A 13,144-nucleotide genomic window follows, 5' to 3' on the forward strand; every position below is an offset into this window, starting at 1 on the left:
GTTGCCGGCCAGCGGCCGGCAACGCAAGGATTGCCAACGAAGGTTCATGAGGTTGCCGGCCAGCGGCCGGCACCACCCTCACCTCAACCGCGCGGTTCGTCCGGGCGGCGGAACGGGATCACCACGTAGTCCTGGCCCTCGCGCGGCTGCCACAGCACCGGCACGCGCTGCGGTGACGGCGGCTCCAGTTCGTCGTCGGACAGCGGCTCAGCCTCGTCTTCTTCGTCTTCCCAGCTGTAGCGCTGGCGCGGCGGCAGTGGGTCGGCGTTGCGGAACAGCAGCGCGGCGATGATGCCGGCGAAGGCGCCGCCCATGTGCGACTGCCAGGACACACCATCGGCGTGCGGCAGGATGGTCATCAGCATGCCGCCGTAGAACAGCATGCCGATCAGACCGGTGGCGATCGCCGCACGGTCGCGGCGCAGCAGGCCGAGGCTGGCCAGCAGGAACATCAGGCCGTGGGTCACGCCACTGGCGCCCAGGTGCACGCTGCCCGGATTGCCCAGCATCCATGCGCCGAGGCCCGAACCCAGCCACAGCAGGGGCAGCGCGCGTACGGTGGCCTTCGGATACACGCTGCCGGCGAGGGTGCCGAGGATCAGGATCGCGATGCTGTTGGCGGCGATGTGCTCGACCGAGGCATGCAGCATCGGGCCGCCGATCAGGCCGAGCAGGCCCTTGGCTTCCAGCGGTGCGACCGCCCACGGTCGCCAGTCGAACGTGCCCTGCAGGGCGAACACGGCCACCAGCACCAGCACGGCGGCCAGGCTGACATTGAACGCCCGCAGGATGCGCGAGCGATCATTGCGGGGAGCCGGCACGTCGTCGGCGGGCAGGGGCGCGTTGTTGTCCATACCTCAGCAATGGCGGTGACTGGCGCGAAACCAAGGCCACCGTAACGGGAGAGTGGAGGCGGCCGGCGGGACAATCCCACCGGCCGCACCGTTCAACGGGTCAGGCTCAGGCCTGGCCTTCGCCTTCCTTCGGCGGGTACTTCAGGCTCAGCACCACGGTGGCGGCGATGATCACCGCGACCACGCCCAGCGAGACCGGGGTCGGGATCTTGAACAGATCGATGATCATCATCTTGATGCCGATGAAGCCCAGTACCAGCGCCAGGCCGTACGGCAGCAGGTGGAAGCGGTCGGCCATGCCGGCCAGCAGGAAGAACATCGCGCGCAGGCCCAGCACCGCGAACACGTTGGAGGTGAGCACGATGAACGGGTCGGTGGTGATCGCGAAGATTGCCGGGATGCTGTCCACGGCGAAGATCACGTCGGTGACCGCAATCAGGATCAGCACCGCGAACAGCGGGGTGAACCAGCGCACGCCATCACGCTTCACGCTCAGCGCGTTGCCGGCGTAGTCCGGCAGCAGGCGCAGGTGCTTGCGCATCCAGCGCAGGGCCGGATTGGTCTCCAGGTCCGGCTCCTGGCCGGCGGCGAACCACATCTTCCAGCCGGTGAACAGCAGGAAGGCACCGAACACGTAGAGCAGCCAATGGAACTGGCTGATCAGCGCGCTACCAGCGAAGATCATGATCGTACGCAGCACGATCGCACCCAGGATGCCGATGATCAGCACCTTCTGGCGCTGCTCTTCCGGCACCGCGAAGTAGCTCATGATCATCAGGAAGACAAAGATGTTGTCGACCGCCAGCGCCTTCTCGACCAGGTAGCCGGTCAGGAACTCGAGGCCGACCTTGTTGGCCACGACCTGGCCGGCGGTCTCATTCAGGTAGTACCAGAGGCCGGCGTTGAACAGCAGGGCCAGCGCGACCCAGCCGATGGACCACCACAGGGCCTCCTTGAAGGTGACCTTGTGCGGTCCACCATGGCGCATCAACACGAGGTCGACCAGCAGGGCGATGACCACCACCGCTGCGAAGCCGCCCCACAACCACACGTTACCGATCGTCTGCATTGGGAATGTCCGTTGGAAAGATGAATGCCAGGCCGGACGGCGAGGATCTGCAACGGAGGATCGGGAGGGGATCCAGGGACAGAGCTTCGCCAGTACGGCGAAGGTCTCGCTCGCAGTTCCAGTCGGCTGGAACTGCCGTTGCACCGGAGCCTGCGGGCTCGAAATGACGGCGACAACGTCTGGGAGCTACTCCCCTTCTGGCGCCGATTCTGCCGTCTGGCCCCCGCCGCCGTCAAATGCCGGTTTGCCGGGGTCAGAGCCCCTGCGGGGATCCGACCCCGGCGCCCGGTTTACAATGGGTGGATGAATACCCCCCTTCCGATTGTCCGCCTCAAGAATGCGTGGCGCTCCAGCCACCCGTGGATCTTCCAGAAACTGGTCGAGAAGCCGACCGTCCGGCCCAAGCCCGGTTCCATCGTCGACGTGGTCGGCATCGATGGCGAGTTCATTGGCCGCGGGTTCTACAACGGGCACTCGCGCATTGCCGTGCGCATCCTTGAAACCGACCAGAACGTACCGGTGGATGCCGGCTGGTTCTCGCGCAAGATCGCCCAGGCAGTGTCGCTGCGCCGTGAGGTGCTCAAGCTCGACGCGGTGTCCGACGCCTGGCGTGTCGTGCACAGCGAAGGTGACGGCCTGTCCGGCCTGGTGGTGGACCGCTACGGCGACCTGGTGGTGGTCGAGTTCTTCGCCGCCGGCATGTTCCGCCACCGCGAATGGATCTACGATGCGCTGCGCGAGCAGTTCCCCGGCTGCCGCTTCCACAGCTTCGCCGACGAGCACGTGCAGAAGCAGGAAAGCTTCGACTTCCACGGCAACACCACCACCGAAGCGTCGGTGATCACCGAGTACGGCATCAAGTTCCGCGCCGACCCGGCCGGTGCGCACAAGACCGGTTTCTTCGCCGACCAGCGCGAGAACCGCGAGTGGCTGAGCCAGCAGGTGGAAGGCAAGAGCGTGCTCGACCTGTGCTGCAACACCGGCGGTTTTGCCGTGTACGCGGCGGCGCGTGGTGCTTCGGAAGTGATCGGCATCGACATCGACGAAGACGTGATCCAGATCGCCAAGGGCAATTCGCGCCTGAACAACGTGCGCCCGAAGTTCATCCAGTCCGACATCTTCCCGTGGCTGCGCGACGCCGCCAACCGCGGTGAGCAGTACGACGTGGTGATCCTGGACCCGGCGAAGATGACCCGCGACCGCGACCAGGTCATCACCGCACTGAAGAAGTACCTGGACATGAACAAGCTGGCGCTGGGCGTGGTCAAGCCGGGCGGCCTGTTCGCCACCTTCTCCTGCACCGGCCTGGTGGCCGAGGACCAGTTCCTCGACATGCTGCGCCGGGCGGCGTACTTCTCCGGCCGCACGATCCAGATCCTGAAGGTGGCCGGCGCTGGTCCGGACCATCCGTTCATGGCCCACGTGCAGGAATCGCGTTACCTGAAGGCCGTGTTCTGCCGCGTGGTGGATTGACGGTCGGCTTCTGCGTTCGCCGGGCATGAATCATGTCCACTGCCCGGCGGTCAGCTTTCCGCGCACTGCGATGCGTTCGTGAAAACGGCGCCCCGATGTTCAGGTGGCGCGGCGCAGCTCTACAAAACGGCCGGCCACGGCGCTATGGTCGGGCTCTTCCCCATGCCGGTGAGAGCCCATGCCTTCGTTGCGCCACCTGTCCGTCGTGCTCGCCCTGGCGCTGTGCGCGCCGCTGTCGGCCCACGCCATCGAGTTCAGCGCGCAGGAGCTGGCCCGTGCCAAGGCGTTGCAGCAGCGCCTGGTCACGCTCGACAGCCACCTCGATACACCGGCCAATTTCGGCCGAGCCGGTTTTGACATCGAGCAGCGCCACGACCGCAACGCCCTTTCGCAGGTGGATTACCCACGCATGGTCGAAGGCGCGCTGGATGGCGGCTTCTGGGCGATCTACACCGATCAGGGCGACCGCAGCGCCGCCGCGCATCTTGCCGAGCGTGACCACGGGCTGCAGCGATTGATGCAGATCCGCGAGATGCTGGCGGCCAATCCCGAGCGCTTCGCGCTGGCACTGACCGCCGATGACGCAGCGCGGATCAAGGCTGCCGGCAAGCGCGTGGTCTACATCAGCATGGAAAACGCCAGCCCGCTGGTGGCCGACCCCAGCCTGCTGTCGTTCTATCACCGCGCCGGCCTGCGCCTGCTCAGCACCGTGCACTTCGCCAACAACGAGTTCGCCGATTCGGCCACCGATCCCAAGGGCGCGGAATGGAAAGGACTTAGCCCGGCCGGCAAGGAGCTGGTGCGGGAGGCGGTGAAGCTGGGCATCGTGATCGACCAGTCGCACGCCTCGGACGCGGTGTTCGACGACCTGCTGGCAATGATGCCGGTGCCGTTCGTGCTGTCGCACAGCTCGGCCAAGGCGGTCTATGACCATCCGCGCAATCTCGACGATGCGCGCCTGCGCAAACTGGCCAAGGCCGGCGGCGTGATCCAGGTGAACGCCTATGGCGGCTACCTGATCGACACCGCAAAGACGCCCGAGCGCAAGCAGGCCGAGGAAGCGCTGAGCAAGCAGCTGGGCGGCTGGGAAGGCATGGGCATCGAACAGGGCGTTGCGCTGCTGAAGGCCGAACAGGGGCTGGACCATGAGCACCCGGTGCGCCACGCCAGCCTGGACGACTTCTTCGCCCACTTCGAGCACATCCTCTCGGTGGTCGGGCCCGAGCACGTGGGCATCGGCCTGGACTGGGATGGTGGTGGCGGACTGAGTGACCTGCCCGATGTCAGCCAGCTGCCGAAGATCACCGCGTGGCTGCTGCGCAAGGGCTATACCGAGAAGCAGATTGCCGGCATCTGGGGCGGCAACCTGCTGCGGGTGATGCGCCAGGCGCAGGATTACGCTGCAAAGCAGGGCGGTTGAAGCGCCCTGCGGTAGTGCCGGCCGCTGGCCGGCATTGCTCGTATCAACAGGATGCGAGGTGCCGGCCAGCGGCCGGCACTACCGGCGAGCCGGTTACTTCGCGATCAGTGCGTGGCGGCGGCTGTACAGGAAGTACAACACCAGGCCGACCACGTTCCACAGCAGGAAGTACAGCTGAGTGGTGTGCGGCAGGCTGATGAACAGGTAGATGCAGCCCAGTGCGGCCAGCGGGCCGACCACGAAAGCCACCGGCGTGCGGAAGGTGCGCTCGCGGTTCGGCTCGCGCAGGCGCAGCACCACCAGGCAGACACCCACTGCGGTGAACGCGGCCAGGGTGCCGGCATTGGCCAGCGCCGCGATCTCATCCAGGCGCGCCACGCCGGCCAGCGCCGACACCACCACCGCAGTGAACAACGTGGTCGCCACCGGCGTGCCGGTACGTGCGTTGACCTTGGACAGGCCACGCGGCAGCAGGCCATCGCGGCTCATCACAAAGAAGATGCGGCTCTGGCCGTACAGGAAGGCCAGCAGCACGGTCGGCAGGGCGATGATCGCGATCACGCCGATCACCATTGCCGCGGTCGGATGACCCAGCTGGCGCATGATCAGCGCCAGCGGCTCGGCGCTGTGGCCGAACACCGCGTAGCTCATCGCACCAACTGCCGCCAGCGCCACCAGCACGTAGACGATGGTGCAGCCGATCATCGAACCGATGATGCCGATCGACAGGTCGCGGCCCGGGTTCTTGGTCTCCTCGGCGGCGGTGGAGATTGCATCGAAGCCGTAGAAGGCGAAGAAGATGATGGCTGCCGCCGCCATCACGCCGTGCTCGACGCCATCGGGGCCCATCGACTTGGCAAAGCCGTACGGCATGAACGGCTGCAGGTTGGCGCTGTCGAAGGCGGGCAGGGCCACGGCGACGAAGATCGCCAGCGCGATCAGCTTGAACACCACCAGGATGGCATTGAGGGTGGCGCTCTCCTTGGTGCCGGCCATCAGCATGCCGGCCACCAGCCAGGTGATGATGATCGCCGGCAGGTTGATCATTCCGCCTTCCACATGCGGGCCGGCTGCCAGCCAGGCCGGCAGGTGTACGTTCCAGCCGAACTGGGTGTGGACCCATTCGAGGAAGCCGACGAAGTAGCCGGACCAGCCCACCGCCACCGTACTCACCACCAGCGAGTACTCCAGGATCAGGCTCCAGCCCACCACCCAGGCAAACACCTCACCCAGCGCGCTGTAGCTGTAGGTGTAGGCACTGCCGGCGGCCGGCATCATCGTCGACAGCTCGGCGTAGGACAGCGCCGCACAGGCACAGACCGCACCGGCGATAGCGAAGGAGATCAGCACCGCCGGGCCGGCCAGGTTGGCACCGACGCCGATCAGCGTGTAGATGCCGGTACCGACGATGGCACCGATGCCCAGCGCGATCAGGTGCGGCCAGCTGAGCGTCGGGATCAGACGCCTGCCGGCTTCGTGGACGGTGACGGAATCTAGGGACTTGCGCCGGAACAGGGACATGCAGGCCTCGGAAGGGGTGACTGGAAACGACAAGTTCCCGAGTGTGACCGAACGCAGCGCAGCATTACCACTGACGGGGGTCATACCCGGGTTGGATGCGTCACTGATGGAGACTGAACGCCGTCAATGATGACGAAATCAGCACAATCTGAGCAACAAATCGAACTCGTCCTACGATCGTCCAGCTGGCAGGGCAAACCGAGGGTCAGGGTGATCGCGGCCAATGGCAGCCATCCTCCTGCCAAGCTTCGGGGTCGTCGTGGAAGGTTGTGCTGTGGCCGTCGCGGGCGCGTTCGTAACGCAGATCCAGCACCAGCGCGCCCTGGGTGCTCAACAGGTAGCGGCCGTTGAGGCGGCCATCGATGCGCTCTTCCCAGACGCTGTCAAACTGGTACGGACGATCTTCGGCCAGCACCGTGGTTTGCATCGAGATCCGGCGCAGGGGCAGGCGCTTGCGCTGGCCGGCGTAGCGCACGTCGGACTGTCCGTCCTCCAGCCAGCGCCATTCCAGGTGGATGCTGCCGTTGCGACCGCCGGTCAGGCAGCGATGGTCCTGTACGGTGGCGCCAGAGGCGGTGCCGGCGAACAGCAGGGCCAGGCCGAGCAGCGGCAGCCGCCCGTTCATCCGTTCAGCCCCAACCGGATGCCAAACCCCACCAGGAACAGGCCGGCCACGCGGCGCAGCGCGTCGCTGATCCGCGGGTGCTGGATCAGCCGGCGACGGGCCAGGTTGCCCACGCCGATCAGCATCGAGCAGTAGGCGATGCTGACCACCAGGATGATGCCGGCCAGTGCCGCGAAGGTGGCGATGCCCTGGTGTGCCTTGGGATCGATGAACAACGGCAGGAAGGCCATGTAGAACAGGATTGCCTTCGGGTTGAGCAGGCTGACCAGGATCGCCTGCTGGAAGTAGCGGCCCGGCTGCATGCGGATCGGGCCGGCATCACCGCCCTCGTGTTTCGGTGTGCGCAGCAGGCCGATGCCGACCCACACCAGGTAGGCCGCACCCAGGTACTGCACGGCGTGGAACACCAGCGGGTTTGCCTTGAGCAGCGCGGCCACGCCGGCCAGCGCGAGCCACATCAGGATCTGGTCGCCGACCAGCAGGCCGGCCAGTGCGGTGTAACCGCCGCGCACGCCACCACGGCCGGTGGCGGTCAGCAGGGTGAAGGTACCGGGGCCGGGCAGGGCGAGAAACACCAGCACGGCGACCAGAAACGTCCACAGGTCCTGGATGCCCATCCACGGCATGGCGGCGTTCTCTCTTACGGGGGGCCGCCATTGTCGGCCAGCGCCGGGACTGGCGACAGGGGGCCGGCAGGACCCTCGGGCATGCCAGACAGCAGAGGTTGCAGGTGCTGGCGCAGCTGCGCGTGCAGCTGCCGCACCGCCGGCGAGAACTGCTTGCGGTGCGGGCAGACCAGCTGCAACGGTATGTGGCTGCCGATGCCGTCGAGCAGCAGCTGCAGGCGCCCTGCGAGCACATCCTCGCGCAGGTCCAGCCAGGATTTGTAGGTGATGCCTTCGCCGGCCACCGCCCAGCGTCGCACCACATCGGCGTCATCGCAGACCAGCGGGCCGCGCACCGGAATCACGCTGCGGCGCCCGTCGACCTCGAACGACCAGCGATCATAGGCGCGGCCACTGAGCTGGTAGACCAGGCAATCATGCTCGCGCAGATCTTCCAGGCGGGTGGGCGTGCCGCGCCGCTGCAGATAGTCGGGTGACGCCGCGAGTACGCGCCGATTGCCTTCCAGCAGGGGCAGGGCGACGTAGTTGGCGTCGTCGAAGTGGCCGATGCGGATGGCCACGTCGACCGGGTCGCGGAACACGTCGGCCACTTCGTCGGACAGGCGCAGGTGCAGGCGCAGCCGGGGGTGCGCGGCGCGAAAGGCGCTCAGCCAGGGCAGCAGCAGATTTCGACCGAAGTCCGACGGCGCCGACAGCTGCAGGGTGCCGTGCAGTTCGGTGTCTTCGCCCTGCACGCGCGCCTGGCCCTCGCGCAGGGTGGCCAGCACCTCCTGCGCATACGGCAGGTACAGCGCCCCCTCGCCGGTCAGGCGCAGGCTGCGCGTGGTGCGCACGAACAGGCGCAGGTCCAGCTCGCGTTCCAGCCGCGCCACCGCCGCAGCAACCTGCCCCGGCAGCAGGTCGGCTTCGCGGGCCGCCTGCGAGAAGCTGCCCAGTGCGGCAGTACGGATGAACAGCTGCAGATCGTCGAAGCGGATCATCTTCATCGCCAGAGTGAAAGTGCTGCCCGATTCTGCGCCTTTCCGAGGGACCGCGTGCGGCGCAACCTGTCGCCTCCTTCCCCACTGGACCGCTGCCATGCGCGCCATTGCCTACACCCAAGCCGGCCTGCCGATCGATGATGCCCAGGCGCTGATCGATATTGAACTGGAACTGCCGCAGCCCGGCCCGCGTGACCTGCGGGTGGCGGTACGCGCGGTGGCGGTGAACCCGGTCGACACCAAGGTCCGCCGCGGCGTGGCCACCGATGGCCCGCGCGTGCTGGGCTGGGATGCGGTCGGCATTGTTGATGCGGTGGGCAGCGAGGTGACCCTGTTCCAGCCCGGCGACGCGGTCTACTACGCCGGCGTCATCGACCGCCCGGGCAGCAATGCGCAGTACCAGCTGGTGGATGAGCGCAGCGTTGGGCGCAAGCCGGCCAGTCTCGACGATGCCGCCGCCGCAGCGTTGCCACTGACTGCAATCACCGCCTGGGAGCTGCTGTTCGACCGCCTGCGCATCCCGGAGGGTGGTGGCGAAGGCCAGACCCTGCTGGTGATCGGTGCTGCTGGTGGTGTCGGTTCGATCCTGGTGCAGCTGGCGCGGAAGCTGACCAGGCTGACCGTGATCGGCACCGCCTCGCGCCCGGATACCCAGGACTGGGCGTACGCAATGGGGGCACACCACGTGATCGACCACAGCCTGCCGCTGGCCGAGGGACTGGCGCGGCTCGGCATCAGCGAGGTGCAGCATGTCGCCAGCCTGACCCACTCCGACCAGTACTACGCGCAGATCGTGGAACTGCTGGCACCGCAGGGCCAACTGGGGCTGATCGATGACCCGGGCCAGGTGGACGTGATGGCGCTCAAGCGCAAGGCACTGTCACTGCATTGGGAGTCGATGTTCACCCGGCCGCTGTACCGCACCGCCGACATGCAGCGCCAGCACGACCTGTTGAACCGTGTGGCCGAGCTGATCGACACGGGCGTGCTGCACACCACCCTGGGCGAGCACTTCGGGCGCATCGACGCGGCCAACATGCGGCGCGCCCACGCGCTGCTGGAAAGCCAGCGCGCCAAGGGCAAGATCGTGCTGGAAGGCTGGTAACACCGGCGGTTCCCGCGCGCCCTTGGGGTCAGATCCCTTTCCCCCCAGGGAAAGGGATCTGACCCCTGCCTCAGGCCACGCTGTTGTCGACGTGGGTGGCGAAACCGGGCTGCTCGCGCAGCCGTTCGAACCACGCCGAGAGGTGTGGCAGCACGGGCTTGTTGCCGGGTGTGCTGCGCCAGCGCTGGGCCGACAGCCCGAGCACGATGTCGGCCAGGGTGAAGGCGTTGCCCGTCACGTGGCAGTGGCCACCGGCCAATTGTGTGTCGAGTACGCCCATCAAGTGGTTCCATTGCGCCAGGCTGGCCTCGGCGCGGGCATCGTCCGGGTAGTCCGGGTGCCGCCGCACGCGCGCCATGAACACGTGCCGCCAGGCGCTGTTGAGGTCGCTGGCCTGCCAGTCCATCCACTGCTCGACCCGGGCGCGATCCTGCGCCGTACCGGGCAGCAGGTCATCACGGCCAGCACGTACGGCCAGGTAGCGGCAGATGCTGTTCGATTCCCACAGCACGAAGCCGCCATCGCGCAGGACCGGCACCTGCCGGTTCGGATTCAACGTGGCCAGCAGGTCCGCCGGTGGTTCTGGCTCGTGTTGGAGTGGCAGGTCGAGGCCGGCGCACAGCCACAGCACCTTGCGCACGTTGATGGAGGTCGGCTTTCCGTACAGAGCGAGCATGGTCCTGACGCAGCAGCTGAGACTCGGCCAGCCTACACTTGCCCCATGCAAACCGAATACCTGCTCATTGCCGGCCTTCTATTGGCCGTGCTCATCCTGCAGCTGGTCGCCCTGCTGCGCCGCCCGCCGCATGACCGCCTGGAACAGGCCGTGCGCGAGGAGGCGCGCGCCGGGCGCAGCGAACTGCGCGAACAGCTCGATGGCTTCGCCCGCGCGCTGACCGATCTGTCCACCCGCACCGATCAGCGCCTGGACCTGCTGCGCGAAGCGCTGGGCGAAGATGCCCGCAAAGCGCGCGCTGAAGTAGCCGACAGCCAGCAGCGCGGCGCAGCATTGATGGGGCAGCGGCTGCAGGAACTGCGCGGCCAGCTGGAGACCTTCGGCCAGCAGCAGGAGGCACGCATCCATGCGTTTGGCCAGCAGCTGCAGGAGCTCACTGCGCGCACCGATACCCAGCTCGGGGCGCTGCGCCAGACCCTGGTGGACGATGCACGCAAGGGCCGCGAGGAGGGCGCGCTGTCGCAGCAGCGCCTGACCGACAGTCTGGGCCTGCGCCTGCAGGAACTGACACAGCGCAACGAGCAGCGCATCGCCGAGATGCGTGCCACGCTGGAGGAACAGCTGCGCGCGCTGCAGAACGACAACGCGCAGAAGCTGGAGCAGATGCGCCACACCGTGGACGAGAAGCTGCAGTCGACGCTGGAAACGCGACTGGGCAATTCCTTCAAGCTCGTCTCCGAGCGCCTGGAACAGGTGCAGCGTGGCCTCGGCGAGATGCAGCAGCTGGCCACCGGCGTGGGCGACCTCAAGCGCGTGCTGACCAACGTCAAGAACCGCGGCAGCTGGGGCGAAGTGCAGCTGGAGAACATCCTCGAGCAGACACTCACCCAGGAGCAGTACGCGCGTGCGGTGAGGGTGCGCCCGGATAGTGGCGAGATGGTCGATATCGCCGTGCGCCTGCCGGGCCGCAGCAGCGACGACACGCCGGTGTGGCTGCCGATCGACTCCAAGTTCCCGCGCGAGGACTACGAGCGCCTGCTGGACGCACAGGAACAGGGCGATGCCGAAGGCGTGCGCCTGCAGGGCATCCAGCTGGAGCGCGCGGTGCGCGTGCAGGCCAAGTCGATCTGCGACAAGTACATCGTGCCGCCGCACACCACGGACTTCGCGGTGATGTTCCTGCCCACCGAAGGCCTGTATGCCGAGGTGATCCGGCGCCCGGGCCTGGTTGACCTGCTGCAGCGCGAGCACCGTGTGGTGGTGGCCGGACCGACCACGGTCACTGCGTTGCTCAACAGCCTGCAGATGGGCTTTCGCACGCTGGCCATTGAAAAGCGATCCAGCGAAGTGTGGAGCCTGCTGGGTGCGGTCAAGAGCGAGTTCGGGAAGTTCGCCGGCATCCTGGAAAAGGCCGAGAAGCAGATCACTACCGTTGGCCGCAGCATCGGCGAGGCCAGCCGCAAGACCCGCACGATCGAACGCCGCCTGCGTGGCGTGGAGTCGCTGGCGTCCGAACAGGCGCAGTCGCTGCTCGGCGACCTGGCCGAGGGTGATGCGGTGGCCGAGGAGGAAGGCAGTGACGGCGAGGGCGACGAGGCCTGAGCCACGCTGGCACGCCGCCTGCATCGCCGATGGGTATGCTGGCGGCCTGTCCGCTTCAACCAGGTACCGCCATGCGCCTGCCCCGCTTCACCAGCTTTGTCCTGACCGCGCTGCTCGCCGCCTGCGGCAGCGCGCCAACGACCGTGGGCACGACCACGCAGGCCGCCTCCAGCACCCCCGAAGCGGTCGAGGCCTACCGCGAAGCACGCGACGTCGACTGCCAGGCCGCCGGTGGCACCCTGCAGCGGCTCGGCCGGCTGCAGCGCGAGCAATGCGTGATTCCCTATGCCGACGCCGGCAAGGCCTGCAGCCGCAAAAGCGACTGCACGGGCCAGTGCCTGGCCGCAGGCGAGGCAGTGGCCGGTGATGCGGCGTCCGGTACCTGCCAGCGTGATGCCAGCCAGAACTTCGGTTGCCGCCAGCGTATCGAGGACGGCAAGGCGCAGGGTACGATCTGCGTGGACTGATCCTCGCGCCGGCCGCTGGCCGGCAGCCTCATGAACCCGTGCGAACGGTCGCACGATTGCCGGCCAGCGGCCGGCACTACCGGCATCGCGCGGCGCTATGCTGGTCGGCCATTCCCGCCGTAGCCGGAGCCCCGCGTGAGCACCCCGATCCAGGACATTCCCCTCACCACCATCGACGGCCAGCCGTCCTCGCTTGCCGACTACCAGGGCAAGGTGCTGCTGCTGGTCAACGTCGCCTCCAAGTGCGGCCTGACCCCGCAGTACGAAGGCCTGCAGGCGCTGTATGCGGAAAAGCATGCGCAGGGCCTGGAAGTGCTGGGCTTCCCCGCCAACAACTTCCTTGGCCAGGAGCCGGGCAGCGAGGCCGAGATCCAGCAGTTCTGCCAGCTCACCTACGATGTCAGTTTCCCGATGTTCTCCAAGATCAGCGTGGCCGGTGATGACACCCACCCGCTGTACCAGCAGCTGACCGCCGCCCAGCCGCAGTCGATCGGCGAAGGCCCGCTGCGCGAGCGCCTGGCCAGCAAGGAGATCCCGATCCATCCGGCACCGGCGGTGCTGTGGAACTTCGAGAAGTTCCTGGTCGGCCGTGATGGCAAGGTGATTGCACGCTTTGCCCCGGACGTGGCGGCCGATGACGTGCGCCTGCGCGACGCCATCGAGGCCGCGCTGGTGGCCTGAGCAAAGCGTGCCAATCCGGGTTGGCACCTGCCGGAAAAGAAAACC

At 67.2% G+C, this 13,144-nt stretch carries 13 protein-coding genes; 6 read left to right on the forward strand and 7 right to left on the reverse strand.

The genetic code is table 11. From position 1 onward, the window contains the following. Positions 1–83: 83 nt before the first annotated feature. Positions 84–854 carry a rhomboid family intramembrane serine protease gene (locus tag ACM0PK_RS19715; RefSeq protein ID WP_065179045.1) on the reverse strand — a complete coding sequence of 257 codons (771 nt, stop codon included), beginning with the start codon at positions 852–854 and terminating at the stop codon, positions 84–86. A 106-nt stretch (positions 855–960) separates the two neighbouring features. Next, positions 961–1,923 (reverse strand): TerC family protein, encoded by a 963-nt coding sequence (locus ACM0PK_RS19720; protein ID WP_134971190.1) that lies wholly within the window; start codon positions 1,921–1,923, stop codon positions 961–963. A 303-nt stretch (positions 1,924–2,226) separates the two neighbouring features. On the opposite strand from ACM0PK_RS19720, the gene ACM0PK_RS19725 reads away from it, so the two are divergent. Together ACM0PK_RS19725 and ACM0PK_RS19730 are read left to right on the forward strand one after the other, a co-directional pair. Then, complete coding sequence (locus ACM0PK_RS19725) at positions 2,227–3,396, forward strand: class I SAM-dependent rRNA methyltransferase (RefSeq protein ID WP_049417152.1); 1,170 nt, start codon at positions 2,227–2,229, stop codon at positions 3,394–3,396. A gap of 178 nt (positions 3,397–3,574) precedes the next feature. Continuing rightward, complete coding sequence (locus ACM0PK_RS19730) at positions 3,575–4,816, forward strand: dipeptidase (RefSeq protein WP_180885171.1); 1,242 nt, start codon at positions 3,575–3,577, stop codon at positions 4,814–4,816. A gap of 93 nt (positions 4,817–4,909) precedes the next feature. On the opposite strand, the gene ACM0PK_RS19735 is transcribed toward ACM0PK_RS19730, so the two are convergent. From ACM0PK_RS19735 to ACM0PK_RS19750, 4 genes are all read right to left on the reverse strand, one after another. Continuing rightward, positions 4,910–6,337: an amino acid permease gene (locus ACM0PK_RS19735; protein WP_180885173.1), complete on the reverse strand. Its 1,428-nt coding sequence runs from the start codon at positions 6,335–6,337 to the stop codon at positions 4,910–4,912. A gap of 205 nt (positions 6,338–6,542) precedes the next feature. Continuing rightward, positions 6,543–6,962 carry a hypothetical protein gene (locus ACM0PK_RS19740; RefSeq protein ID WP_065197166.1) on the reverse strand — a complete coding sequence of 140 codons (420 nt, stop codon included), beginning with the start codon at positions 6,960–6,962 and terminating at the stop codon, positions 6,543–6,545. Next, on the reverse strand, positions 6,959–7,588 hold the full coding sequence (leuE, locus tag ACM0PK_RS19745) for a leucine efflux protein LeuE (RefSeq protein ID WP_049417162.1): 630 nt from the start codon (positions 7,586–7,588) through the stop codon (positions 6,959–6,961). Before leuE ends, ACM0PK_RS19740 begins: the two co-directional genes overlap by 4 nt. A gap of 14 nt (positions 7,589–7,602) precedes the next feature. Continuing rightward, positions 7,603–8,574 (reverse strand): LysR family transcriptional regulator, encoded by a 972-nt coding sequence (locus ACM0PK_RS19750; protein WP_414606781.1) that lies wholly within the window; start codon positions 8,572–8,574, stop codon positions 7,603–7,605. 91 nt (positions 8,575–8,665) lie between these two features. Here ACM0PK_RS19750 and ACM0PK_RS19755 point away from each other — a divergent pair, with 91 nt between their 5' ends. Next, positions 8,666–9,673: a zinc-binding alcohol dehydrogenase family protein gene (locus tag ACM0PK_RS19755; RefSeq protein WP_180885177.1), complete on the forward strand. Its 1,008-nt coding sequence runs from the start codon at positions 8,666–8,668 to the stop codon at positions 9,671–9,673. A 70-nt stretch (positions 9,674–9,743) separates the two neighbouring features. On the opposite strand, the gene ACM0PK_RS19760 is transcribed toward ACM0PK_RS19755, so the two are convergent. After that, entirely contained in the window at positions 9,744–10,349 is a 606-nt protein-coding gene (locus tag ACM0PK_RS19760; protein ID WP_134971182.1) for a glutathione S-transferase family protein, read from the reverse strand. Positions 10,350–10,394: 45 nt separating this feature from the next. Here ACM0PK_RS19760 and ACM0PK_RS19765 point away from each other — a divergent pair, with 45 nt between their 5' ends. The 3 genes from ACM0PK_RS19765 (at position 10,395) to ACM0PK_RS19775 (ending at position 13,099) form a co-directional block, all read left to right on the forward strand. Then, positions 10,395–11,951, forward strand: coding sequence for a DNA recombination protein RmuC (locus ACM0PK_RS19765; protein ID WP_088496512.1), 1,557 nt, complete (start codon positions 10,395–10,397; stop codon positions 11,949–11,951). Between the two features lie 71 nt (positions 11,952–12,022). Further along, positions 12,023–12,418, forward strand: a complete 396-nt coding sequence (locus ACM0PK_RS19770) for a hypothetical protein (RefSeq protein ID WP_134971180.1) — start codon at positions 12,023–12,025, stop codon at positions 12,416–12,418. Positions 12,419–12,553: 135 nt separating this feature from the next. Next, positions 12,554–13,099 (forward strand): glutathione peroxidase, encoded by a 546-nt coding sequence (locus ACM0PK_RS19775; protein WP_072168758.1) that lies wholly within the window; start codon positions 12,554–12,556, stop codon positions 13,097–13,099. The last annotated feature ends 45 nt before the right edge of the window (positions 13,100–13,144 follow it).

Origin of the sequence: Stenotrophomonas sp. FR010 (genome assembly GCF_047520755.2) — a bacterium.
GTDB classification, from domain to species: Bacteria; Pseudomonadota; Gammaproteobacteria; order Xanthomonadales; family Xanthomonadaceae; genus Stenotrophomonas; species Stenotrophomonas sepilia.